The organism is Thalassovita taeanensis (genome assembly GCF_900110775.1).
In the GTDB taxonomy this organism is placed as follows: Bacteria; Pseudomonadota; Alphaproteobacteria; order Rhodobacterales; family Rhodobacteraceae; genus Litorimicrobium; species Litorimicrobium taeanense.
Genome location: NZ_FOEP01000005.1, coordinates 1 through 26,267, shown reverse-complemented (window position 1 = coordinate 26,267; position 26,267 = coordinate 1). Strand labels below are relative to the sequence as shown.

The following is a 26,267-nucleotide window of genomic DNA, read 5'->3' as shown; positions in this document are numbered from 1 at the left end:
GCCGATTTGTATCGTGAGGCGTTGCTCGCAAACCACAGCCTTGCCGAATCAGAAGCGGGTGATCGCTCAAAGAAAGCGGCGCGGATGCGCCGCTTTCTTCAGAAAACCAAGTTCAGTCGGACCCGAAGCCCTGCAACCGGCCCCACAGGGAGTCATCCAGCAGCAGACGGATCCGCAGGAAGACGCCTTCCTGATAGAGCGTGGTGTCACTTGGGCGGCGGCCACTGGATTTGTTGTAGCCGATCGACAGCAGCGAGCCTTTGTTCAGAACAAGTCCCAGTTCGGCCCCGATGGCGTTCGTTGCGGTGCCGCGGTCGTCCCAAAACCGCATGGCATTCAGGCCCAGCCGTGCGCGATTGTCGGCGAAATCATACGTTAGGCCGCCCTGCAAAAGCTGCGTGAGAGTGGCGTCGGTTGTGCCGCCCGCCAGGCCGGTACGCTGATAATGACCCGCGTATTTGGCATTGAGGCTGAGCCGCTCGCTGGCCTGATAGCTACCATCGACCGACCACATATGGCTGACGCTGCGGGCCGCGCCCTTGTCCAGCCGATGCTCGTACCATGCCAGCACAGCCATGCGCGGATCATCCGAGGGACGGTAGGACAGGCCGAGCCGCGCACGATGACGCACCCGCACGTCGCCATCACCACGGGCATCCCGTGCATAACGGTTGCGCGCCAGGAACGTCACGTCGGGCGAAATGCGGCCTGCAACGCCAAGGTTCGCATACAGCGTGTCTCCGGTTTTCTCGAACGTCTGATCAAGATCCGCCTGCCCGATCCAGCTTTCATCCTTGGAGTTCCACTTTGCGCCCATGCTGAGGCTGGTCAGGCTGTCATGATCGCTGTCGAGCGCCTGTGAATGCTCCAGCCCCATATTTAGGGACAGTTGCTCATTGACCTCCCAGTCGGCGCGGACCCCTTGGATGAGGCGCGCGTCGTCATCCGTGATAAATTCTGAGCGCCCCTCCAGCCACTCAGCGATTTGGTAGTCCAGGCCAACACGCAGCCGCTTGAGCTCGTCAGTACCATCGCCGATCGAGAATTCAGCCTCGCCACTCAGAGCGACGCGGGGTGAAATCTGATGATCCATGCCCAATGTCAGGCTGCTTTCGCCGCTACCGGACACGACTTGGCGAGTCTCAAGATGGAAGGTGAGGTTCGGCGCCGAGGCGGTGGTCCAGTCCACGCCCTGACGGGCCCGAACCACGATGTTGTCAGGATCGTTAAGGTCATGGTCAATCTCGAGCCCGACCTGCGTGCGGGCATGGTCACCAAGCTGTTTTTCAAGCGCCACCCCAGCGTGCAGAATTTCGCTGCCCGCGATGCGGTCGGCAATGTAATCTGCCTCGGCTGTCAGACGGGTGCCGTTTTTCATATCCAGACGGTAGTCGAGCGAAATCCGGTCGGTTCCGGGCCGGGTCGGGCTGCCGGTGGGGGCAAAATAGCGGCCGGTATGCACGGCCTCGATCGACAGGCGCGATTTTTTGCCTTCATGGATCATCAGCAGACGGATCGCAGATCCGGTTTGACCTTCGCCGTTTTCGGCCTGCGCGGCTTCGACTTCGAGCGTCGTCCGCGCATTCAGGCGGGCCTGAACATAGGCGGCGTGGACGCGCTCGCGCTCATCACTCATCTTTTGGGCGTCGGCGTGAACCGCGCGCACACCGATCCGAGTGTTGTCATTCACCTGAACATTCACCTCACCGCCATAGAGCCAGTAGCGGTCGCCGCTTTCGGCTGTGGCCTCATAGGTCACGCGGATGCTGATCGGGTTACCGTCACGATCGGCCTGCGGAACTTCTGAATTGAAAATCAGTGCATTACGGAAGTAGTCGAGCACATAGTCGGTCATCCGGCGCTGCGGCTGTTCCGACAAGATGTCACCGGTATCACGATCGCGCACCAAAATTTCCACCCGGTCCGACCCTTCGCGGAAACCAGTCAGGTCCAGATCATAGGGCCCGGACACGCCCCGGCCGGAAATTTCGACCACACGCTGACCATCGGTCGTTTGCGCTGCGAAAATGGTGACGCTGACGCGGTCACTCTGCCACCCTGCCTTGGCGCCGGTGGCGACGCGCGAATATCCACCCAGTTCAAAAACATCCGACTCGGGCTCGATGGCGATATCGCCATAAAGAACATACGAACTGCCCTTTTCGACTTTGACGTACAGGTTGGACGACGATTGCGCATCAAAGCCGCGCTCGGAGTTGTCGCCATAGACAGGGTAGTATTCGTCGCCCCGAATATCGCGGAACAGGCGGTCTTCGGTGTCGCGATCAGAGCTGTAGCGTAGGGTCAGCAGTGCATCGCCTTTGATGCGACCTTTGAGGTAAACTTCGCCGCGCAGACCAGTTGCCGTGTCCTCGAACGGGCTGATCCGGTCGTTTTCGATCAGGTCGCCACGGCCATGCAATGCCACCGCGCCTTCGATCACCCCCACCATGATGCGTTCGTCAAGATCCGCCGTGAAGGCGATGTTGTGGCTGGCGCTGCCGAAAGCGCTTTTGACCTCAATCAGGTCACGCCCGGTGATCTGGGGGGCGATCAGGCCAAACGTTGCCTCGCCGTTGTCGATGAACGCTTGCAGGCCGACCTGATCGGGGCGGATATCGGTCACATCCCACTCGGCGCGGTTCGCGCGCAACGTCACAGTGCCCGAGGCCAGAACCGGTGTGCCGGATCCGTCAAGCACGCGCACGACGACCGGCACAATGGTGCCTGCCGAAGCCGGAGCCGATTTGGGCGCGATGATCTCGATCCGGGCGGGTTCGCCGGGGGCGGCCAGCGTCACCGCGTGGCGGGCGCGTTCGACTCCGAACTGATCTTTGCCGGTTACGATCAGCGTATTTTCACCCGCACGCAGCTTGACCGCGACAAATTCCATCGCCTGTACATTACCCCGCGCCCAGACGGATCTTTCGCCGATACGGCTGGACGACACCTCGGTCCCGTTGAGGCTGAGTGCGAGCTCCAGATCGGCGGGGCCCTTCAGGCGCACCGTCAGGGTGTTGCGACGGATTTTGCCGTTTTCGGGCAGGCCGATGAACCCGATCTGTGGCTTCAGATCGCGGATCAGGTTTTCAAGCGGCTCTGTGGTCTGGCTGTTGGAGCGCGCCTTGCCCTCCAGCCCCGGCGCGGGAGTAGCACCGGCGGCCTTGGCGGCCACAGAACCGGAACGGATCTGGCTCGAGGTTGCGATCCCGGCTTCGCTGCGCACGCTGCGGGTATCGGGGCGGCTGGTCTGGATAGGCAGGTCCGACAGCAAAAGCGAACTGTTGTCATCGCGGCTTTCGAAGATTTCGACACGGGCAGCGATTTCGTCGAAGACCGCCGCGCTACATCCTTCCAGCGCAAAGTGTTCATCGCGCAATTCGCCGCGCTTCAGATCAACCAGCCGCGTGCCGCCAAGCCTCATATCGGTGGTGCGCGTAGCCACTGCGCGGGTGCCTTCGGGCAAGGTCCGCGACGTCAGGCCCAGAACGTGGCTTTTGGGGCGCAGGCCGAACAGTGAATATTTACCGTCGACGTCGGTGACAACGATCAGCCCTTCCTGTGTCGCGATCTTGACGCCGGGCACGCCGGGTTCCTCCGCGCCATCACGCAGGCCGTTACCGTTGCAATCCATGAAGACCGACCCGATGATCGTGCCCTCGCGGGAGAACACGCCGCCGCTGTTATCGAGTTTGACATAGGTGCTGACGGAGTTGGAAACCCGCGGCTGGCCGGTGCCTGCTTGACGACCGCTTAGCACGGCGGTGTTATAGTTGCGCCCTTCGCGGGCGGCCGGGGAATAGCGCAGCACATAGGTCAGAACTTTGGTTTCCAACGGGCGCAGCATCCCAAGATCGAACAGGAAATCACCATCACTGTCACGCGTCGGGTCCGGCCAGCTTTGACCGTCCAACGTCACCGACCCCGCGATCATTTCGGCCCCAAAAGGCGGGCGATCGAGGATCTGGGCCGCCATCAGCGCCTGATCCATGTTGTTATGTGCAGTCAGCGTATAGACGACAGGTTCGCTGGTCATCACGCTGGCTTTGTCAGCGGACTTTTCCAGTGCCACAGGAACGCCATAGGCGGGATCGACGGGAATATCCGTCCGGTAGAACAAGCCACCGGGGTGCGAAAAGGTTTGGCCATAGGCCGAGCCGACCACAACCGAACGATTGTAGGTATCGAACGTCTTGCGCACAGAGGCGAAGGCGAACCCCTCAGGCGGGTCGACATTCAGACGATAATCGCCTGCCGGGACGGACCCCAAGCTGAAGAACCCACGCGCGTCAGTGGTCGCGCTTGCGACGGTCGCCCCGGTTGCACTCAACAGCAAGACGTTTGCATTGCCGACCGGCGCGTTGGTGACGCTGTTGAACACGAAGTTGCCGGGGTTCACGGGAATATCCGCGATCAGGCTGATGCCTGCGCAATCGGCCATCGCCTGCAACGTATCGCCCTCATCTGACGCGATCACGCCATCGCCGGACACTTCAGTGCCCATGCGTGTCAACGGCAGCGGGCCGGATACGAAGATGCCGGTGTTGGGACCGGTTTCCGTCGCCGTCACGACCTCGGTGTCGCCGGTGAACAGGCTCCAGACGGTCACCTGAACGCTGTCAATCGCGTTGCTTGCATTGCAGCCGCCAGCGGTTACCAAAAGGCCGGTATCCGTGCCGAGCTGCCCGAAAGCAGCAGTGGTGCGGTTGCTCGGATCGACAAAGCTCAGCGTGGCTTCGGTGGCTGATGTATAAGCAAGAACGACCTCGTTCGATTCCGCGCGTTCGGTTTCGCCCGCACGCATGAAATAGGCCCACCCGATATTCCGCACGGTGACATCGCCCAAATTTTGGGGCAGCAGAACATCGAACGACAGGTCAGATGACTGCCCCACGGGATAGTCGCCGTCCCAGAAGAAACCGACAGCATCAACCGAGGACAGATCTGCGGGCACGCGCGTAGTGTAGTGCTGCGGTGCAGTGCCGCGCAGGTGATAGACGGCATCAAGCCCACCGGCGTCACGCGGCGCGGCAAAGCGAGTGTTCAGCGGCACCGAGTCCAGCACAAGAATGCCGGTGCTTGCCTGGCCGTCGATCAAAAGCGCATCGCCATTGATGCTGTCATATGCAGCGATATCTGCCTCGGAATTGTTGCGCAGACGCAGGGTGTAGGTCAGTTCCTCGCCCTGCGCGACCTTGCGGCGCGCGACGGATTTGTTGATCTCAAAGCCGCCTTCGACCGTGCGAACAATGCCGCTGGCAGCAAGATTGCCCAGAATGGCCGCACTCGGGTTTGCCAGAACCGGGCTCAGACGCAGCACCGACGTGGCGGTTTTTCCAGCCTGCGCATCGGACACAACCCCGAACCCATAGATAAGCTGCATCGTCTGCCCCATCGCCAGGGTGATCATCTGATCGGCAACCAGTTCCGGCTCGCCTGCGTCTTCCAGCCCGTTGCCGTTGGCATCTTGGATCAGGCGGGGGCGGCGCAGCAGCCCGTCTTCGCCTGCGGCGTCGATCGCAACGCGGGCCTGAATGGGTATGTTGCCGATATTCTCGATGGAAAAGTAGTGCTGATCCTGCGCGCCGCGTGACAGCCAAAGTTCGGAGTAGCCTGTCACCTCGATCCCGGGGACTGCGACCACTGTCGCCTCGACCTGGTTGGATTGCACGGTTTCCGTGATCCCCAGCGCTTCGTTGAAATAGGTTGTGATCGCGATGTTGACGATCCTTGTCCCAGAGGCGACCGGCGCTGCGGCTGCAAGTGTCGCGAAAAAGATCAGAAGAATGATTTCAACAAGGAAAAGCCGGGAGGTCAGGGCTGCAAAGCTGCGGAACATACGAAACATCGGGCTTTCCTTTAACTAATACTTTTTTTTTGGGGGGGGGGTTGGGTGGCATCCCCCGGTGATTGGGAGATGCCGATTGTTTTGGTGGTCGAGAAAGCCGTGGCTTAGTTGTCGACCCGCACGGTGAATTCGAGCTGAGCAAAAGAGCCCGGATCGACGGTGCCGTGGGTGCTGGAGATGCTGCCCGGTGTGGCGGCGTTCACAGCGCTTCCGGCAACGGGGGCGACGGTGGGATCACAGGCTGCGCCACATGCTGTTTCCAGCGCGGTGTAGGTAGGGATGAGGTCCTTGATCTCGACGCTGTCCACTGGCGAGGTGCCCGAGTTGCTGGCAACCACGCGATAGCGGATGCACTGGTTCGGCTCGACGTCCTGACGCTCTTTGGTGAAGGTGCCGGGGTTGCCGTTACAGGCAGGGTCGATCGCCTGTGTCTTCACCAAGGTGACATCACCGGACACAATCACGATCTGGTCGGCGACCGCGTTGTTGGCCGTGTCAGCGTCCGATTTGGTCGCACCGTTCAGGCTGTCGCCAAGTGCCAGTGTGCCGATCTCAGACATGCCGGGGGTGGAAGCGACCTGAACACGGTAGATCAGAGTTGCCGTATCGCCTGCCGCAAGGCCACCGATGTCATCGAAGTTGTCAACAACCGGGTCCGAGCTGTCCAACACGCCATCACCGTTCTGATCCCAGTAGATCGTTCCGCTGAATTCGGTCAGACCGGTCTGCAGGATCGCGCCTTCGGTGATGTTGATGTTACCGTTGTTGGTGACCGTGTGGAGGATGTCCACAACGCCGCCGGGGGCTGCCTGAACAGTCTGGCTGGCGACGATCGACACATCGACGATCTCGTTCACGGTTACAGCGTTCACGATCGTATCGCCCTGCTCCGACACCGGAGAAACCAGCGCGATTTCAACCAGTTCAGTCAGGGGCGGTGCGTCTGCCGCCGGTGTCACCACAACGAAGAAGTCCGCAGTGTCACCTGCCCGGATCGTCCCGGTATTGGTCACGACAGTGCCATCAGCCAGTTGGAACTCGTATGTCCAGCCAGTCGGCAGAGGCGTTGCCAGCGAAAGGTTGTAGCTGTCCGAGGTCGGGCCTTGGTTCGTGATGCTCATCGGGAAGGTTACTGCCTGGCCTGGATCGGTCAGTTCGGTCACCCAAGGTGCAGCCACACCGTCGCTATATGGTTCGGCTCCGGTACCTTCGTTGCCGGTATTGACGTTCACGAGGTCGACCGCTGCGGCCAGAACCGCGCCGTCGAACTCGGCTGCCGAGGTGTTAACCGCGCCGCCCTGATCCGACGTTGCAGAAACGCTTGCGGTGTAGTTGGTCGCGCCTGCTGCAGTTGGAGTAGCGTCTGTCGGCAGAGTTGCCAGCAAGGTCACTTTGGTTGCGTCGCCTGCGGCCAGCGGGCCCACGCTTCCCACGATCGGGGTTACGCCATCGGAGCCAACAAAGCGGAAGGTCGTACCTGTCGGAAAGTCGCCGTTCACAACATCCAGCGCATAGCTGTCGGTCTGGTTGCTGTCGTTGCCGATCACGAATTCGAATGCAATCACACCGCCCTGCGAAACGTCGGAGGATTCAGTGACTACATCATCGCCCGCCGCACCGTCATCGGTCAGCGACCGGACGACAGTTGTATCGGTCTGGGTGAAGGTGTCGTCGATCACATGGGCAAATTGCTCGTCCACATACACCGAAGCGGTGTTCGACGGCGGATAGACACCGGTGTTGTCCGATTGCGTGGCGATGTTTTCGATCAGTCCCGCTTCGGCCAAGGCGCCGATGGTCACTTCGAATGTCACGCTGCCGGTACGGCCCGATGCCACGTTGGAAACCGCGAAGTCGATCGTGTTGTTCGCCGAGTTGTACTGATATGCGATGGTTTCGCCCGAACCGTTCGTGGCGTCGATGCCGGTTCCGTTGGTTTCGTCCAGACCACCGGCCACAACACGGTCCGACCACTGGGCCGAAGCAACCGTGTAAGGCAGACGCAGATCCAACACGTCTTCGACCGAATAATCGACCGAGGGTGCGAGACCCGTGTTGGAGTATGTCAGGGTGATTTCAACGGTATCGCCCTGGTCCACGATGTTCGGGTCACCGGCGCTTTTGTCGACGACCATCGACTTGACCAGTTCCATGATCGCACCGTTGGCAACGGTCAGAGTGTCAAGGTTATCAGACGAGATCGTGCCATCCAGCGTGCTGGTGGTGGTGATCGCCAAGGTTTCGATATCGCCAGCAACGGCGGTCGAAGGCGCTGTTGCGTCGATGACGATACCGAACTGCTCGCCCGGTGCCAGGGTTGGGGTTACGGTGATTGGCGTAGCCGAATCTGCAACACCGTTCATGTCGGCGTCAGGATAGAAGGTGACCGAAGCGAAATCGAAATCACCGGCCCCTTCAACCGCTGTCAGCGAGAAGCTGTCTGGTCCGTTGCCGTCGTTGGTGATGATGTGAGGCAAGAAAGCCTTGCCGCCGGGGGCGATCTCTTCTGTGTTGTCGGAGGTCAGAGTGACGCCCGCAACTTGCTGAACGATGGTCTCGACCTTGTTCGAGGTCACTGTGATCGTGTCGCCAGCGCTGTTGGTATATGTCGCGACGGCTTGGTTACCAATCACGGAGCCTGCTTCCGGCGCCGCGTATGCGACGCTGCCGACCAGCGAGATGATCGCCAGTGTGCTGGCCGTGGCCATGAAGTTATGAGAGTGTTTCACTATACTTTACCTTTTGTTGGATTAAAATCTTACCGTCCCGTCGAAACCGAGCGGGTCGGCTCCGCTCAGTTGACGACAACCCTGTAGGTGTTGAGCGCCGTCTCTCCGCTTGTCAGGGCGGATTCGAGGTTCCAGCGGACCGCCGCGATGGCGTCTGCGGGAACAGGCTCCCTGCGCTCGGTGCCGTCGGCATCGACGACGGTCCGGAAGGCAGGCAGGGAAGACCATTCAAGGCCGGGATTTTCCGGCTCCATTTCCGCCTGGATCTCGAAGACCGCGGGCAGAGAGCTTGTTTCGGATCCCAATTCGACCGTGCCGCCCTCAGGAATGGGCGCAGTGATCGCCAGGCCGGACATGTCGGTCTCGGCCTCGTTGGAATGTGTCAGGACGTATTGGATAACTTCGCCGGGGCGCACGGTGTTGCGTTCCGCCAGCGTCTCTTCTCCGGTGGCGGAGATTTCCACGACCTTGAATGCGACAGTGCTTGTCAGACCGTCCGCATATGCCTGACCACCCAGAACCGAGACCGAAGCCAAAGCCAGGACAGAAGAATAATTAAAGAGTTTTCTAAGTGACATTTCTTTCCCTTTTCATTCGATTTCACCGGGTGACCCAAAGGAGGGCACGACCGGTCACAAATGAAGGAATGCCAAAAAGAAGAGAGTAAGGCGGGAGCGAAAAAGGACAGATTCACGTGCTTTCGAGCGCCTGATATTCAAAGGTATAGACTGAGAATCCAATCGGTCAGGTCACGTACCGCATTGTGATTCTGCGGGACAAAAAAAGCCCCGAGTAAACTCGGGGCTTAGTATTGAGGGCATTCAGAGGGCGGCATCAGAAGGAGAGGGACAGGCCGCTGATGCACAGGCCTTGAATGGCAAAACTGGTTGTCTAGACGAGTACCACATAGGCGGAAAAGGCTGCGGTTAGGATCGTTGTGACTAACCCAACTGCAGAATAGATCAACAGTATGCCAAGACCCCCCATGCCACTATGCCAAGCAGCGAGGGCCGCAAAAACTCCGAAAACAATCCCAACCATGAGACACCCAAAAATCGAGCCGACGCGTTGTGCGGCTTCAACTTCGGTGGGGTTGCGAGGGGTATCCGACATTTCCGTTTCTCCTGTTTCTGCGGATCCGAGTGTTCGGTGCGTTTCGACAGGTTCTACTATTCATGATTGAAAATGAAAATACGCCTATTCAAGGGGATATGCCCTGATTATTACGAGACGCGATCGCGCAAAAGGATAGGTATGGCGCGCGGCCTGCACCACAGCGACTTGATCACGCCGAATCGGATTTTGGAATTTCGATTATATAGAAAAGGGAGGCGGGCGAGCTTGGGGCGGCTGAGCGCTGGCACAAACAGCGCGGCCTCCCTTTCAGCGGGGTTCGAAACACGAAAAGGGCCGCCCTCTTGGGCAGCCCCTTTCAAGTGTACCCCTCGTCCCGGCTGTCAGGGTGCGATTTGCACGCGGAAGCTGACTGAACCGGCATCACCAGGCGCATAGGTTCCGGTGCAATCCCAGCGTAGTGGACCAGCGTAGCCCGCGGCATTGCTGGCCGGGACACCGACCGTGCAGGTCAGGCCGGTGCCCAGCACCACAGGGCTTGGAATCGGAGCGGCCAATCGGGTATAGGCCGGGGTTTTGTCATAGACGATGACGTCCGTCGCCATTTGCGCACTAGGGTTGGTCAGGTAGATCCGGTATTCCAGCACATCGCCAACCCCTCCGCCATTCGACGCACCTTCGGGGGTGTTCTGAGTTATATTGCGCACGGTTTTGGCCAATTCCAGACGCCCGCCCGCAAGTGCCGCAGTCACCCGATCGGTGTTGATGGCCGTGCCTGTCACGCTCGTACCATCATATGCGGTACGCGCGACCAATTGATAAGTCAGGCTGCTACCCGGACCGATGCCGGAATTTGCCGTAACGCGCGAGATCAGACAGATCCGGTCGCCCGCAACCACCGCAACGGGGGCTGTAATGGCCGTCTCTGGCGTACCGTCGCAATCGGCGTCGCGATACAGCGTTGCCGCAAAGGCCCCGTCAGGTCTGGAATCTGTCTGTTCGATGGCGAAATCGACCGTACCGGTCGAGAATGCCCGGTAGTCGTGGCGCAGATTGGCAATCTGCCCGGCTGCGATTGTTGCACTCTGATCCTGGCTCAGCTGCGCCCGAAGGATCAGACCGACATCCAACCCAGAATAATCGGTGGCCGTAGCGGGAGAGAATGTGAAGGTACCGTCATGCGGATCGGCATTGGTTAATCCCGGCAGACCCGCTGTCGCCTCGGAAATGGAGCGCAACCCGGTGCCTGGCTGAACCGTCAAGGTCAGCGCACCGCTGTTGTCGTCGGCCAGAGCGTAGCTCCAGGTGCCGTCCGCCGCGATCGCCGGGCTGGCCAGTAGCGCACCATTGGCGTCATAGAGCTCAAGGATCGCGTTCTGGGTGCCGGTTTCTGTACCATTCACTGCCGCATCATGGGCGGTGCCGCCCCCAGCCCCGTTGTCAAGGAACACGCGGCCAGAGATCTTCCGAGTACCAGCATCCAAGGTCACCGTATAGCTGGCCTCATCATCATCGGCGATGCCATCAGACAGGTCATCGGTCCGAATGCCGGTGCTAGGGTCGCTATCGGTATCGCTAAGCGAGCTCGCAACGATCTCGGCAACGTTAGTGGTATTTCCCGACCCCAAAACCGTGGTGCGGATCCTCAGGGTTTCGGTTGCGCCGGACAGGATCTCGTCAACGAACCAGATACCGGTCGCGGAATCGTAGGTGTCGCCGGTCGCCGGGGCGTCGTCGGACACATACTGAAACCCGCTCGGGATTTTCTCGGACACCCGCACGCCAGACGGCGAGCCGGGACCATTGTTGGTCACGCTGATCACCCAGTCGATCACATCGCCCTCGGCCGCGCTGGTCACTGGCAGCCCCGTCGCCACGCTGAGCGCGGTTTTGGTGATCGACAGATCGCTTTCCTGCGGATCAAAGCCGAAATCCTGATCCGTTGTCACGGTACCATCGGCCACAACCACGCCGATCAGCGGGTTCGATGTGCCGATGGCCGAACCAGCGGGCAGATCGGGGTCTGTCGTATCGACCTCAACCCGGTAGGTGCCCGCAGAAAGGTCGGCAAAGGCATAGGTGCCATCGGCCAGCGTATCAGTGGTCGCAATCAGCGTGTCGTCGTTGAGGTCGGTCGGCGTGCCATTGTCGGAATAAACCGTGACGGCGATCCCGGCGCCAAGGTTGGTCTCGCCTCCATCACGCAGATCGTTGGCGTTGGCGTCGATATAAACGTTCCCCGACACGCCGCCCTGCGGTGCGGCCGGGGCGAAAGGCCCGTTGCCGCGACAGGACGCGCCATCGTTGCCCTGATAGGTGATGTTGTTCACCTGGCCCTCGATCTCGATCAGATCCCAGCTTGCCGGGCGGTCGCCATCGACGCCAACATCGAGCGCCCAAACCTGTCGCGACTGGTTATCAAAGGCGTAGAGGTAGCCCTGCGCGTCGAACCAGACCGAGTCGAAGTCCATCGCAAAGATGCCGGTCGGAAGCGGTATGGTGGGCTGAATCAACTGCGTCGTGATCGGGCCGGGTGCTCCACCGTTCGGGTCGAAGGCATAGAGATTGCGAGACGGGTCATAGAAATAGATCAGACCGTCGCGTGGGTTATACGCCATATCGCGGCCATAAGGCGCCCCTGGCCCGGCATCGAGCACGCCAAGCGCCACTGGATTCGAGGGATCGGAAATATCGAGCAGCTGATAGAGGCTGTTTGTGGTGCCGGATTTATAGATCAGGATGCCATTGGGCAGGATATCGGTCGTCGTATCGGGCGATTGCAACGCCAGCCCGGAAATGTCGGCCGCCACTGACAATTCGCCATTGCCGTCGATCCGCCACAAATTGCGCGGCGACTGACCCACACCATAGATATAGTTGTCCAGCTCATTGAACCCCCAGCCGGTGACCAGATAGGTGCCTGGATCGCTGGGCGGGAACGGGGACTGACCAAGATTGTAGTTGGTTCCGTCAAAGCTGGTCGATAGCCGCGTCAGTGCGGGCAGGTTCGTCCCGGTTTCGGTTGCGACCATGTAAAAACCGGCATCGCAAACCAGTGGCGGGTTCGGGTTGACGATGGTTACGAGGTAATCCTCGACCTCGCCATCTAGGCTCAGGCCGGTGAAGGAATCTGCCGCCAGCCCGCTGGTGGTGGACCAGCGCAGGCGGGCAAAGGTCGTCTGATCGGGGGCCGAGGCCGGAACCGCGACGTTGAAGCTAATCGAATTGTTGAACGTACCATCGGTATCACCGTTGCCGCCATCGCGGTAGTCTGCGGCCACCTGTTCAGAGGGGTCGAACGTACCGTCGCCGTTGAAATCGATCCACATCTGTAGGTTGGTGATCCCGGTCAGGCCGAGCGGCGGCAGCGGCAATTCGAGCTGAAGGCTCAGCGTTTCGTGGGTTTGCACGGTGACAGAACTGCTGCTTCCGGCGGTGAAAATCGGCATCGAAGCGATACCATCCTCGTCGTCGATCCCGGCATTGTCATCTCCGTCGGCATTGGTGCCGCCATAGATCGTGGTCTCGGTGTCCGGTTCTCGCGCTCCGAGGTAGATGTCGGGCACGACGACGTGGCGCGGATCGCCGTAGCTGACCGGCGCGTCGCCCCGGTCCACCAGATCGGCAGCGGCAATCACCAGCGAATAATCCTCGACCTCGCCATCGCCCGCGAAGATCTGCGCATCCAGCCCCGCCGTGGTGGAATAGCGGAACCGTGCATAGGTCAGGTTCAGCGTGGCATCGTCGGGCACAGCCACATCCACGTCGATCACACCGTCACCGGCCAGCGTGTCGTCGCCGGTGCCATCGTCTTTCAGATCGGTTGCGATCCGTTCGTTCAGCGCATCCGCGAACAGCCCGTCACCGTCAAAGTCGATCCAGCCCTGAAGAAAACCATCGCCGGTGACGTTGATCGACACCGTGGTCACGACCCCCTGCGTCAGGAGCGGAAAGACCACGCCTTCTTCGTCATCGACATCGGCGATGTCATCGCCCGTGGCGCCGGCATTCGGCTGCTCAAAGGCTTCGGTATCGGGCGGAACCGCGCCGAGATAAACGGTCGGAACCGCGCCGACGTTATGGAACGGGGTCAGATAGGTCAGCGGCGCATCACCAAAATCGAGCCCGATACCGTTGATCACAGAAATGGTGATCGTGGCGGTCGCGCAATTGGTGGGGGCCGCGTCCTCGCAGAGCTCATAGACGATCGTGTAAAGCCCGGCGGGTGTGTTGCCGGGCACCGTCACGATGCCTTCGCTAAATCCCGAAAGCGTCAGTTCCGGCACCGGATCACCGGGCTCGCGCGGGGTGGCGGGGGTCAGTACCGTGGCTGTGACTTCGTTCGCATTAACCTGTGTGCCGTTCAGTGTGTCGCCGGAAAAGGCATTGCCCGCCGCCCCGCCAAGCAACCCGTTGATCGGCGTGGCCGAGAAATCGTCGTCATCCGCCAAGATGATATTGCCCGGAGGGGCGGTGACCACAACCGTGGCAAAGGCCGTGTCAGTGTTGGCGGCGGTGCCATCGACGGGGCGGTCGGTAATTGAGTATTCGATCGTATAAGTCCCGGCGGAGGTCCCCGCGGCCACATCAATCTCGCCGGTATTGGTGTTCAACGTCACCGACCCAACCGCCGGGCTGGCACCATTGACCACCGCCAGAGTGACATTGCCGGTCAGCCCGCTTGATACCGTGGCGGTATTCAGCGCGTCATTGCCCAGCACGCTTGCAGAGCTACCACCCGTCTGGCCATCGATCGGCGTCGCAGTCAGATCGTCGAGCAGCGCCGTGATACAGGAACGGAGGCGTGCCTGAATACCCAAGGTCCCGGTGGGGCCGACGCCAATGCCGACCTGACGAAAGGTAAACGTGTCGATCGTGGTCGAGGTGGTGGAAACCGCGATCGGCGCGCCATAGGCTAGGTCGACCATGCCATAGGCCTGATCTGCCCCGCCATTCCCAAAATCCAGCACCGCATCGTGAATCCAGACCCGCCCGTCCAGCGGCAAGCCATCCGGCCCCGTCCCGCTCAGAGTGGTCGTCGCAAACCCTTGGGTATCTGACAGAAAAGTCTGGAAATATCCTGCATTGTCAAGCGGTGACAGCGAGACGCCCACATTTGAAAGCGCGGCGCCATCCGAGGTTGTGATCCCGAAATCCCCGACGATGCCCGACCCCCGCGCATCGGCAGTTGTCCGCCCTAGATTGCCGAAAAACACGTTGAAATCATGAACAACCGGCGAATTGAACGCAACCGAAAAGGTGCCCTGTCCCTCGGTCAGCTCCTGAAACCGGATGATCGAGGTTTCGGCGACCCCGTTCACGAACTCGGGTCCGCTGATAGTGATACCGGTGCTGGCGGTACCCCAGCGGATATTGGCGCTTTGATCTCCGCCACCGCCGGTGGTTCCCGGCGTCAGCCAATTCACGAAATCCGGCGATACCGAACATGTTTCAGCCGCCAAAGGGGCCGCTGCCAGCGCCAGAGTTGTGCTGATGGCGCCCAGAAAACGGCGCTTGGTGGGGCGGGCAATAGATACACGTAGGGTCATTTTAAACATCTCGGGCCAAGGCCGCAAACGCGGCGGGGAAGGAATGGGAAGCGATGGCAGGCGCCACATCGTCAGCGAAAGATCGCGGCCATTTCCTGATTGTAGGTCGCCCAGCTGATCGTGGCGCGATTTCCCGCATATCCATGATAGGCAGATTTGCCGGAACTGGTCGGCAGTCCGGCCCAAATCAGCGAGAGATTGTTCATGAAGCGTGTGCGGCTGATCCGTCCGGACTGAAAGGCATGCAGCCCCGCATCCTGCAGCAGGATATCAGCGAGCCGGTCCTGAAGCTGCGGAGTGAAGCGGGCCGAAATTGGGATCCCGCCGCGCCGGACCAGATCACGCAGCGTCGCGGGGATGAACTGATACCGTCCAATAGCGTGGTTCTGGCCCGGCGTGCGTTTTATCCAGGTAAAAATCTCGGCCAAAGTCATCTCGGTTGGCCGTGCCCCCGGCTTGCGCGTCGCCGAATACTGCACCGCATCATAGCCGTGTGGGCCGGCCTCGGCCAAGGCGATCAGGCTTTTCAGGCGGCTGATCCGCCCCCCCGAACGGTCCAGTGCTGCAACCTTGCCGACTCTCGTATTCGACGAGGCCTTGATCACCCTGAGGTTAAAGCGCGCACCGTCAGAAAAAAGCCCGACATCGGACGCAGGTGCGAAACGCACGTTGGACTGATACTCAAACCCTTTATACGAAGCCCCATCGGCACTTGCACCGGGCGCCCCAACGGCCGTCAGCGACAGAGCCAACGAAAATACTTTCAGAACAGAATGTGTCACGATTTATCTCCACTACTATTCCAGCGGATGAAACCGCCGGAAATATATCATGAAGAGACCCTGACAGATGCCCAAATGCCATTCATGGGCGGAAAGGGCGAGGTTGCATCGCTGGAGGAATAGGGGCTTCGCCTTTTGGATAGTGCACGCCATTCGTTCGCAGCATATGACACCACGCGTCAGCACAGATCGTATGCACTGAAAAGTTGACACCCCTGCAAAATGGAACCGTCCCGCAACCAAGCCAGAGTCTGGCGGTGTCGGGACGGGAAGGTTGCTGTGAAGTTGTGGGGTTTGCTACCGTCAGGCGTTGACCGAGCGGTGCGGGTCAAATCAGTTGACGGTCACGCCCGATCATCGCGGCATGGGTGCGGTTTCGCGCGCCCAGCTTGCGACACAGGTTCTTTACGTGCAGTTTGATTGTCACTTCCTGCAGGTCGTTGTCTCGCGCGATTTCCTTGTTGGCCTTACCATCGCACAGGCCTTTCAGGACCTGAATTTCGCGTGGGGTAAGATTGCTGGTTGCGTTGATTTCCTCTTCGGCGGTCATGAAATCCAGCGGCGCGTAAATCTCGCCCATCGCCATGAACCTCACCGCGTTGACCATGGATTTCGCCGACATTGTCTTGGGCAGGAACCCCGCAGCGCCAAGTTTCAGCGCCTTTTCGGCGACATCCTTGTTCGCCGTCCCCGAAATCAAGGCAACTGGGTTGCCGCCATTCGCAGCCATAACGCGTTCGAAGCCAGAAAGACCATTCATGCCTGGCATCGTGTAATCCAGCAGCGCCAGATCGAACGTACCCGCTTTGTTGATCTCAGCTAGGGCCTGATCCAGCGTCGCCACTTGAGTGACAATGACCCGCTGTTCCTTCTCAAGAAAGGCCGCGATTGTCTCCCGGACGAGATCGTGATCGTCGGCAACCAATATCCTCATCATTCACCTTCTTCATTCTGCTTCGGTACTTGGCCCCGAAACTTAATAACCCTTACAAATGCTTACCCACGGGTGCCTTTGCGCCATCCAGAGCGAAAATGCCCCTTTTGATTGTCTAGATAAGCTTTCCACTTCGCTTAAGTATACAAACTTTTTGAACATAAGTCCTATGCAAAAGGATAGAGGGCTATACCCCTGCGCAGATGTGGCACCACTCAAAAGGCGATAGAACGCCATCAAGACGGCGCGCAAGCCACATTCAGCGAGAGGTGCGCTCACTATGCATGGACCCACGTCCATCAAACATTTAGAGGAGACAACAAACGTGCGCGAACAGTTTTTTCGGCCAATGGCATCCTGCCTGCTCACCGCAGCCTTGTGCCTTTCATCAACCTTTGCAACCGCCGACAACCTGCCCCTGCCGCAGGGCGAAATTCTGCTGACCATAAGCGGTGCAGTCGAGCATACCAATAACGGCGAGACAACCGTTTTCGACATCGAAATGCTTCAGCAGTTGGGAGCCATGGAATTCACCACCAATACGATCTGGACAGAGGGGCCGCAGAAATTCACCGGCGTTCCGCTGAAAGCCCTGGTGGCATATGTTGATGCACAAGGCGCCACGCTGCGTGCCACCGCGATCAATGACTATGCCGTTGATATTCCAGTGGATAGCCTTGCCGATGACGGCCCGATCGTTGCCTATTTCCTGAATGATGTACCAATGTCTGTGCGTGAAAAAGGCCCGCTATGGGTTGTTTACCCTTACGACTCCAATGATGATTATCGCAACGAGGTGATCTATTCACGAAGCGTGTGGCAATTGGACCGTATCGTGATCAAGGACTAACCAGTCAAATCAGACCAAAGGCCGCGATACGTGAAACAGCCAGCACTCCCCGTCATCCGGCAGATCGGACGCTATAAAGTCATGCTCTTGTCTGCCCTGATGCTGGCAGGGCTGGTCATGCTGGCTGTCTTGGGGAAGCAAGTCGGCACCGAACTGCGCCAACTGCGCACAACATCGCAGGACAACATTCAGTGGAACCTTTCTCAGCTCGAGGTTGATCTGCTTGTCTTCAATCTGGCCCTGTCCGACGCGGCGCATCCGGGCGCATCTAAAGTCGCACTGGGCACCGTTCGCACACGGTTCGATGTGCTTTACAGTCGCCTCAGCGTTCTGACCGATGGTCCGACCTATCGTTCGATTAACGAAACCTCAGGCGCTGCATCAGCGCTGGCCGATATTACGAAGTTTCTCGATGGGATACTGCCCCTTATCGATGGCCCGGATGAGGGGCTGTACGATGCAATCGGGCCGATCCGTGCGCAGATGCCTGTCCTGCGCACGGCGGCACGTGTCGTGGCGATTGACGGGATCGGCATTTTCGCGCGTGTGGCGACCGAACAGCGGGCTTTTCTATCGTCGCTTCTTCTGAAAACCAGCCTGCTATCGGGCGCAATGATCCTTGCTCTTGGCGCAGTGTTGCTGATCCTGTTCCGCCAATTTGGCATTGCGGAGCGCGAAAGTCGCGCCAAGGAACAAAGTAACACGCGGCTCAGATCCATGGTCGGGGCCTCGCTGGACGGGATCGTGGTCGCTGATGATCGGGGCAGGATTCTCGATTTCAACGCGCCCGCCAGCCAGATATTCGGCTATACGCGCGCCGAGGTGCTGGGGCAGCATCTCGTTGATCTACTGACCCCTGCCCATAAGCATACCGAACACAAGGAAGGTATGGAGCGGTTCGCGAACACTGGTGAAAGTGATATCATAGATGCAGGGTTGGTCGAACTAATCGCAATACGGCGCAATGGCGAGGAATTCCCGCTGGAAGTCTCGGTGGCCTCTTCTGACGGCGCGAGCGGAAAGATTATCGTCTCGTTCATGCGCGACATCTCGGCTCGGCTAAAGGCGCAGGCCGACGTAACCCACGCCCGCGACCGCGCATTGGCCGCCGACAAGGCCAAGTCGAACTTTCTAGCGGTCATGAGCCATGAAATGCGCACGCCCCTGAACGGCATTATTGGCACACTGGATCTGTTTGAGACCACGCGGATGACCAAAAAGCAGGAGCGATATCTGGATGTCATGCGGACCTCGGGCACGCTTTTAATGCATCACATCAACAACGTTCTGGATATTTCCAAGGTCGAGGCAGGCCGGATGGAACTGGCTGATCAGCCATTTTCGCCTGTCACCCTTGCCCGCAATGCTGCTGCAGTCAGCCGCCCGATTGCCACCAGTCGAAAAACGCAGATCAGCGTCGAAAGTTCAATTCCCGACAATTTTCTGCTGCGCGGTGACCCCTTCCGTATAGAACAGACCCTGCTGAATCTGATCGGCAATGCGGTAAAATTTACCTCTGGTGGGCAGGTCCGGGTTCTGATCGGGCGGGCTACAGCCGACGACGGCGCGTCACAACTGGAATTTCGCGTGTCTGATACCGGTATTGGCATCGCCGAAGAGAACCTAGCCCGCGTGTTTGAGGACTTTGTCACGATCGACGCGTCGTACAGCCGTGGCGCCGAAGGCACCGGGTTGGGCCTTGGCATCTGCAAACGCATCGCCGAGACAATGCAGGGCAGCATTGGGGTTGAAAGCGCGCTTGGAGAGGGCAGTACGTTCTGGTTGCGCCTTCCATGGCAGGAAGCTGACGCTGTCGCTGCGCCCGATCTGGCGGTCGCGCCTGATGCGATCACAGATGGCGCGCATCAGCAGCGTAAATTGTCGGTTCTGGTGGTCGAAGACAATCGCATCAACCGCTTCGTTGCCCGCGAAATGCTGGAAGGTCTTGGCCATTCCGTCACCGAAGCCCAAGATGGGTTGGAGGGCTTGGCCCGCGCCACTGAAACCCGGTTTGACCTGATCCTGATGGATATTAGCATGCCCAACATGGATGGCGTCACCGCCACTGCAGAAATCCGCAAATCAAATGGGGGCTCGGCTGACAGCCCGATTTTCGGGCTGACAGCCCACGCCATGGCAACCGAACAGCAGAAGTTTAAGGATACTGGAATGCAGCTGTGCCTGATCAAGCCAGTGACCCGCGCGAAAATCGTTGCCGCCTTGTCCAGCCTTGGCCCGGATGGCCCCGGTCCGTTTGGGAAGGACGTCGGCGCGGAAGAGGTCGTGCTTGTTGACGACACAGTATTGAGCGAGTTGAAGGAAATGCTGGGCGACGACAAATACCAAAAAATCCTGCAGCAGTTCACCACTGAGGCCCGCGCTCAGATTGCCGCACTGCAAGTGCCCGTAGACACCGACAGCGCGGATGCGGCTGCGAAAACCGCCCACAATCTGGCTGGCGCCTCCGCAATGTTCGGCGCAACGGCCCTTCAGCAAAGGCTTCAGAACCTCGAAACCTACGGCAAGGCACGCGACTATACTGGCTTCGCAACCAATAGGGCCGGTCTCGAAGCCATCTTGGTGCAGACGCTGGACGCCATCCGGCGCTGATTGGCAGTTGCCGTCGTTGCCAAACAAGGACAGCGCGCTGCACGTGCCCCTCTCTCGCGCGGTGAGTATACGCGCCAGACCAACCTGACGCGCCGCCCCAATCTCGCCTCCGCAGAACAAATGCCTTCTCTCGCACCCCAGTTTAGCAAACACGCCTTGAGCATTCAGTTGCGTACGTGAGGGAGTGCTCACGTACGCATTTTTGTTCGCAGTCGATCGCGGCACTCGGGAACCACATAGTACGCTTGACACTCAGCCCGAGTCGCCACTACAAATAATCTAACAACCGTTTGTATTGTTGTTTTGAGATAGGCGAGCAAAGCGGTTTTGCGCCGCCCGAGGGGGAGTTCCTACATGTTGAATTTGGACAGCGAGTATCTTGCCGAAGAGCATCGGCTTTTTAGAGAGCAGCTCCGCAAATATATTGCGAGCGAAATTGCCCCCGAGGCAAGTGCGTGGGAAGAGGCGGGGATAATCCCCCCGCATGTCTACGAGCGTATGGGGGAGCTTGGGTTTCTGGGCCTTGGCGTTCCGGCAGAATATGGTGGCGCAGAGCTCGACGCTTTGGGAACTGTCGTCTTTGGCGAAGAGTTGGGTCGCTCGGGATTTGGCGGCTTGGCAGCGTCAATCTCGGACCACGCGGATATGGCGCTGCCAGTGATTGTGCGTTCAGGCACGCCTGAGCAAAAAAGCCGGTTTATCCCGGATATCGCCGCAGGCAAGCGCGTCATGGGGTTTGCGGTGACCGAACCGGGCGGTGGATCGGACCTGACAAATTTGAAATCCACGGCCGTACGGGACGGAGATGACTGGATATTGAACGGGCAAAAGACCTTTATCACCAACGCGATTTCAGCCGATGTTTTTATTACCATCGCGCGCACCGATCCGAATGGAAAGGGTGCCAAGGGCTATTCGATCTTTGTTGTTGAGAAGGGAGGCAAAGGCTTTTCGGTGGGGGCCAAGTTTGAAAAAACAGGCTGGTGTTCATCCGACATGAGTGAGTTGTTCTTTGACGATTTCCGGGTGCCCGCAGCAAACCTGATCGGCGAAGAAGGGCGCGGATTTTATGGCCTGATGCGGGGGTTGGAGCGTGAACGCTTGGCCCTGTGCTCGCAATGCATCGGCATGATGGAGCGCTCAATCGAGATCACGCTTGAGCACGTCAAAACCCGCCCCGCCTATGGTAAAACGCTTTGGGATCTGCAGTCCATCCGGCACGAAATAGCCAGCCATGTGAGCGAAATAAGCGCCGCCAAGTTATTGATTTACCATGCTGCAGCCAAGAAAAGTCGCGGTTTTGATGTGCGCATGGAAACCTCGATGATGAAGGCGACCGTCCCTCAAACGATGAAACGTGTCGTGGACAGTTGCGTGCAGATGCACGGAGCATCCGGCTATATGCGCGGAACAGAAATCGAGCGGATATGGCGCGACACTCGCCCGTTCTCTCTGGGTGGCGGCGCAGCGTCGGTCATGCTCGATGAGGTCGCCAAACTTTTGTAGGCGCCCAACGCGTTTCATTTCAAAAACCTTTCGAAGAACACTAGGGGCGTCCCCATGACCACGATCAGCTTTGCAGAACCAATTGGACTGCCAGACGAACTACTGATGATGAGAGAGCAGCTTCGCCGGTTCATCGAACAGACTGTTTTGCCAAACGGTGAGGCCTGGGAAAATGAAGGCATGATCCCACGGAGCGTTTTCAGAAGCCTCGGCGAAATGGGCCTTTTGGGCATGCGTCACCCGGTCGAACACGGCGGCACTGACATGGGGCCTGTGGCTTCGGTGTTGTTCGCCGAAGAACTTGGGCGAAGCACCTACGGCGGCGTGCCTGCCTCGGTTCTCGTGCATACCGATATGTCTGCGACGCATATCAGTCGTCGTGGGACAGAAGAACAAAAGCTCAAATATCTACCTGAATTTATCACAGGTGAAAAAGTTGCTGCCATTGCGGTGACCGAACCCGGCGCCGGGTCAGATGTAGCCCGGCTAAAGACCCGTGCGGTGCGTGATGGCGACGAGTATGTGATTAACGGATCAAAGATATATATCACCAATGGCATTTACGGCGATGTCTATATTATCGCTTGCCGAACGGACCCCGAGGCCAAGGGGAGCCGTGGGATTTCTCTTTTCATCGTTGAAAAGGGAACGCCGGGGCTGATCATTGGTAAAAAGCTGTTGAAGCACGGCGATCTCTGCTCCGACACTGCCGAGCTGTTTTTCGAGGACTTGCGAGTCCCAGCGGACAACCTTCTTGGTGATCTCCATAAGGGCTTCTACGCCATCATGGACAATTTCCAGAACGAACGATTGGTTTTGGCAGGCTACAGCATGGGCGCAAGCATGCGTGCGATCGAGCTCACGATCGATCATGCGCGTCTGCGCGAAGTGTTTGGTGGCACCCTGTGGGATCTTCAGGCGACACGGCAAAAACTTGCTATGCTGGCCACCAAAGTTTCAGCCGCCCGCAGCCTCACCTACCATGCTGCTGCGATGGAGGCTGCGGGAATGGATTGTACTGTCGAGATCTCTCAAGCCAAGGTTTTGGCCTGCGAAGTGCATGTCGAGGTCGTAAACAGCTGCCTGCAATTGCACGGTGGCATGGGATATATGCGCGGCACCCCAATTGAGCGCATGGTCCGTGACGCCCGCCTGCAAACCATCGGCGGCGGAGCGACCGAAGTGATGCTCGAAGAGATCGCCAAGCGGTTCTGAAAGGAAAAACCATGAAAAATCGCGTTACGTATGAAATTGATCAAGGTGTTGCTGATGTCCGCCTTGTGCGAACGGATAAATCGAACGCGCTTGATGGCGCGATGTTTGATGCGTTAATCGACTGCGGCACACAGCTGAAAAACACGGCAGGGCTGCGCGCCGTGGTGATTTCTGGCGAGGGCAGCGGCTTTTGCGCCGGTATTGATATGGACGTGCTGAAAGAGATGGAAGGCGGCGCCATCGCTGGTGCCGCCGATATCGTCACCCGCACCCACGGCGTCTGCAACCGCTTCCAATATGCTGCATGGATTTGGCGTGAAATGCCGGTTCCCGTTATCGCGGCGGTGCATGGTTTTGCTCTGGGCGGCGGATTTCAATTGGCCCTTGGGGCGGACATGCGCTTTGTGGCGCCTGATGCGAAAATGGCGCTGATGGAGGTCAAATGGGGGTTGGTGCCCGACATGGGCGCCACCCATCTGATGTGTCATCTGGTACGTGAAGATTTGGTGCGCGATCTTGGCTTTACGGGGCGCGTGTTCAACGGCACGCAGGCACATGAATATGGTTTAGCCACCCGCCTGTCCAACGCCCCCCACACCGAAGCACTGCAAGCCGCCCGTGACATCGCAGACAAAAGCCCCAGCGCCATGCGTGCGCTCAAGCGGTTGTTTAACGGTGCCTATGATCAGCCCGCACGTGATCGGCTTACCCAAGAAACCATAGAGCAGCAAAAGCTGGTCGGCGGCCCCGATCAGGTTGAAACGGTTGAATCCAGAAGAATGCGGCGCGCACCGGTGTTTGCCGACGCTAGGGAGGGCTGAAAATGCCGACGGAAACGCCTTGGGCAGTATCCTCCTTTGAGGACCCTCAGATATCAGCACTGCGTCAAGAGATCCGCGCTTGTTTAGCCGATGAAATCATGCAGCACGGCGATGACTGGGAGGCCAATGGCACCATACCACATGAGGTCTACCGTCACTTCGGCAAGCATGGCTTACTTGGCCTCAGCCACCCGACCGACGTTGGCGGAACGGCAATGGGTCCAGTGGCAGCGGTGGTTTTTGCCGAAGAACTGGCGCGGACCAGTTATGGCGGCTTGTCCGAGGCGATCGGTATTCACACCGATATGTCCTCGACACATATTTCGCGCTGCGGCACCGATGAACAGCGCCAAAAATTTGTACCCGACTTTGTTGTTGGGAAGACCATTTGCGCCATTGCGGTAACTGAGCCGAACGCTGGGTCAGATGTCGCCGCTATGACAACAACCGCGCGGCGCACAAAAGATGGGTGGGTGCTGAATGGGACAAAAACTTATGCAACTAATGCGCTCCATGGCGACGTGATCATCGTCGCCGCCCTGACTGCGGATGACAGACCCAGCCGTTCAGTTTCCCTGTTCATCGTGGACAGAGATACATCGGGGTTGTCAAAGCTGCCGATGCCACGAAAGCATGGAATGTTGTCGTCAGACATGGCCGAGCTGGTGTTTGAAGATGCCATTTTGCCTTTGGACAGGTTATTGGGCGAAGAAAACCGCGGGTTTTACGCCATCATGCAGAATTTCCAAAACGAGAGGCTGGTACTTGGGGCGATGAGCGTTGGCATGGCACGAGAAGCCATGAAAGTTACGCTCGATCACCTTAAATCTCGGGCGATCTATGGAAAGACGCTGTGGGATTTGCAGGCCAATCGTCATCGCATGGCGATGAATGCAGCTAAGGTGGAAGCAAGTGCCGCTCTGGTCTATCGCACAGCCGAACGGCATGTGCGTGGCGAGGATTGTGTGCGCGATATCTCGATGATCAAGGCGCTATCAGGGGAAATGCTGCAAGATGTCGTCAGGGACTGCCTGCAGCTACATGGTGGCGCGGGGTATCTGCAAAACAGTGCAATCGAACGGTTGGGTCGCGATTCCAGAGTGATGACAATCGGCGGCGGCGCAACAGAAGTGATGTTGGACGAAATCGCAAAGCGGATGTAAGACTTTCTTCTGAAATCGTGGCAGGTAGTGGCGATATAGTCGCCCCGGAAGGGTGCGCCGCCGATATTGCGACCTTGGGCTGTACGGAAAAAGTGAGAGACCAAATGCGAAAGCGGGGTTCCAAGGGGGAACATACCAAATTAGCCCTTCGCCAGAATGCGATCTCGCTGTTGTATAAACACGGGTATGAGGGGATGAGCCTGAGATTGTTAGCCCGTGAAACCGGGCTTCAGGCAGGCTCAATCTACAACTACATAGACAGCAAAGAGGAGTTTGTGGCCCAAATCGTTTGCGACACACTGCGCGAACTGGTCGATGCAATTCTCGAGTCCTTCGAAGACAATGATCAAGTCAAAGAGAAGTTGCGAAAATACGTGTCGACACTTGTGGATTGGAACACACTGCGCAAACATGAAGCGGTCATTTCACAATCGGAAACCAGAATGCTTCCGAAATCATTCCTGAATGAGTTCATGAAGTTACGACGCGAATTCGAAATGATCGGCCTGCGACTGATCGAGGAAGGTGTAGAAGAAGGCGTATTTAGGGTATCCGACCCGATACTAGCATCGATTGCGATGTACAATTTGCTGATGGGAATTGCTGTCTGGTACAAAGACGACGGGCGACTTGGAGCCGACGAATTGAAGATCGAATATTATACCCTGATCGAGAACATGCTTGGGGTGAGGTCAAGTTTGAACGGTTGAAAATGGTCGGCAGCATGTGATGTGCCATACAAATCAACCAACGATCAGAGTTCGTTCCCTGTTTCTAGCAGACTGCTACTCTCAGGCAACAGCGTGAGCTCCCGCCCGAAAATCGGACACTGATGTAAGCTACGATTTGTTGTCTGCTGATCTTCGACGAGAAGGAGATCAGAGATGTCGAAACGGAAGCAGCATGCGCCTGAGTTCAAGGCAAAAGTGACGCTGGAAGCGCTGAAGGGTGAACAGACGGTGGCCGAGCTGGCGAGCCGTTTCGGGGTTCACCCGACGATGATCCACACATGGAAGAAAGCGCTTCTGGAAGGTGCATCCGGCGTGTTCGAGCGTGGTGGCAAGCCCCCCCCCCCGAGATTGACGAGGAGCAGGTCAAGGAGCTGCACGCCAAGATCGGGTAGCTGGCCGTGGCCAGCGATTTTTTGTCCAGAAAGCTCAAGCCGTGGAGCGGAAAGTGAGGCGGG

At 58.5% G+C, this 26,267-nt stretch carries 14 protein-coding genes; 8 read left to right on the top strand and 6 right to left on the bottom strand.

The genetic code is table 11. The features are described 5' to 3' along the window. Nucleotides 1-112 precede the first annotated feature (112 nt). The 6 genes from BSF79_RS08595 to BSF79_RS08570 all read right to left on the bottom strand — a co-directional run bounded on the left by BSF79_RS08595 (nt 113) and on the right by BSF79_RS08570 (nt 16,916). On the bottom strand, nt 113-5,848 hold the full coding sequence (locus tag BSF79_RS08595) for a carboxypeptidase regulatory-like domain-containing protein (protein WP_139246406.1): 5,736 nt from the start codon (nt 5,846-5,848) through the stop codon (nt 113-115). A 104-nt stretch (nt 5,849-5,952) separates the two neighbouring features. Next, nucleotides 5,953-8,577, bottom strand: a complete 2,625-nt coding sequence (locus BSF79_RS08590) for an NEW3 domain-containing protein (protein ID WP_245776357.1) — start codon at nt 8,575-8,577, stop codon at nt 5,953-5,955. 65 nt (nt 8,578-8,642) lie between these two features. Beyond that, nucleotides 8,643-9,155 carry a hypothetical protein gene (locus BSF79_RS08585; protein ID WP_090269494.1) on the bottom strand — a complete coding sequence of 171 codons (513 nt, stop codon included), beginning with the start codon at nt 9,153-9,155 and terminating at the stop codon, nt 8,643-8,645. 879 nt (nt 9,156-10,034) lie between these two features. Continuing rightward, entirely contained in the window at nt 10,035-15,200 is a 5,166-nt protein-coding gene (locus BSF79_RS08580) for a GEVED domain-containing protein (protein WP_175545290.1), read from the bottom strand. A gap of 71 nt (nt 15,201-15,271) precedes the next feature. Further along, nucleotides 15,272-15,982, bottom strand: coding sequence for a lysozyme family protein (locus BSF79_RS08575; RefSeq protein ID WP_139246405.1), 711 nt, complete (start codon nt 15,980-15,982; stop codon nt 15,272-15,274). A gap of 328 nt (nt 15,983-16,310) precedes the next feature. After that, complete coding sequence (locus BSF79_RS08570) at nt 16,311-16,916, bottom strand: response regulator transcription factor (protein ID WP_090269690.1); 606 nt, start codon at nt 16,914-16,916, stop codon at nt 16,311-16,313. A gap of 325 nt (nt 16,917-17,241) precedes the next feature. On the opposite strand from BSF79_RS08570, the gene BSF79_RS08565 reads away from it, so the two are divergent. The 8 genes from BSF79_RS08565 to BSF79_RS20060 all read left to right on the top strand — a co-directional run. After that, a complete protein-coding gene (locus BSF79_RS08565) occupies nt 17,242-17,766 on the top strand; it encodes a putative pterin-binding protein (RefSeq protein WP_245776356.1) in 525 nt (174 codons plus the stop codon). Nucleotides 17,767-17,796: 30 nt separating this feature from the next. Beyond that, nucleotides 17,797-20,376 carry a hybrid sensor histidine kinase/response regulator gene (locus BSF79_RS08560; RefSeq protein WP_139246404.1) on the top strand — a complete coding sequence of 860 codons (2,580 nt, stop codon included), beginning with the start codon at nt 17,797-17,799 and terminating at the stop codon, nt 20,374-20,376. Between the two features lie 354 nt (nt 20,377-20,730). Further along, nucleotides 20,731-21,882 (top strand): acyl-CoA dehydrogenase family protein, encoded by a 1,152-nt coding sequence (locus tag BSF79_RS08555; protein WP_090269489.1) that lies wholly within the window; start codon nt 20,731-20,733, stop codon nt 21,880-21,882. Between the two features lie 54 nt (nt 21,883-21,936). After that, nucleotides 21,937-23,097, top strand: coding sequence for an acyl-CoA dehydrogenase family protein (locus tag BSF79_RS08550; RefSeq protein WP_090269488.1), 1,161 nt, complete (start codon nt 21,937-21,939; stop codon nt 23,095-23,097). Between the two features lie 11 nt (nt 23,098-23,108). Continuing rightward, nucleotides 23,109-23,918 (top strand): crotonase/enoyl-CoA hydratase family protein, encoded by an 810-nt coding sequence (locus tag BSF79_RS08545; protein WP_090269487.1) that lies wholly within the window; start codon nt 23,109-23,111, stop codon nt 23,916-23,918. A 2-nt stretch (nt 23,919-23,920) separates the two neighbouring features. Then, nucleotides 23,921-25,081 carry an acyl-CoA dehydrogenase family protein gene (locus tag BSF79_RS08540; RefSeq protein ID WP_090269486.1) on the top strand — a complete coding sequence of 387 codons (1,161 nt, stop codon included), beginning with the start codon at nt 23,921-23,923 and terminating at the stop codon, nt 25,079-25,081. Between the two features lie 17 nt (nt 25,082-25,098). Beyond that, the gene (locus BSF79_RS08535; RefSeq protein WP_139246403.1) at nt 25,099-25,791 is read left to right on the top strand and encodes a TetR/AcrR family transcriptional regulator; all 693 of its coding nucleotides are present in this window, start codon (nt 25,099-25,101) and stop codon (nt 25,789-25,791) included. Between the two features lie 174 nt (nt 25,792-25,965). After that, on the top strand, nt 25,966-26,267 hold a 302-nt coding region (locus BSF79_RS20060; protein ID WP_245776355.1), incomplete at its 3' end, for a transposase.

Excerpts from the sequence above, each read along its gene's own strand:
- BSF79_RS08595 (WP_139246406.1), bottom strand. The coding sequence starts at position 5,848 with ATGTTTCGTATGTTCCGCAGCTTTGCAGCCCTGACCTCCCGGCTTTTC.
- BSF79_RS08585 (WP_090269494.1), bottom strand. The coding sequence starts at position 9,155 with ATGTCACTTAGAAAACTCTTTAATTATTCTTCTGTCCTGGCTTTGGCT.
- BSF79_RS08580 (WP_175545290.1), bottom strand. The coding sequence starts at position 15,200 with ATGACCCTACGTGTATCTATTGCCCGCCCCACCAAGCGCCGTTTTCTG.
- BSF79_RS08570 (WP_090269690.1), bottom strand. The coding sequence starts at position 16,916 with ATGAGGATATTGGTTGCCGACGATCACGATCTCGTCCGGGAGACAATC.
- BSF79_RS08555 (WP_090269489.1), top strand. The coding sequence starts at position 20,731 with ATGTTGAATTTGGACAGCGAGTATCTTGCCGAAGAGCATCGGCTTTTT.
- BSF79_RS08550 (WP_090269488.1), top strand. The coding sequence starts at position 21,937 with ATGACCACGATCAGCTTTGCAGAACCAATTGGACTGCCAGACGAACTA.
- BSF79_RS08545 (WP_090269487.1), top strand. The coding sequence starts at position 23,109 with ATGAAAAATCGCGTTACGTATGAAATTGATCAAGGTGTTGCTGATGTC.
- BSF79_RS08540 (WP_090269486.1), top strand. The coding sequence starts at position 23,921 with ATGCCGACGGAAACGCCTTGGGCAGTATCCTCCTTTGAGGACCCTCAG.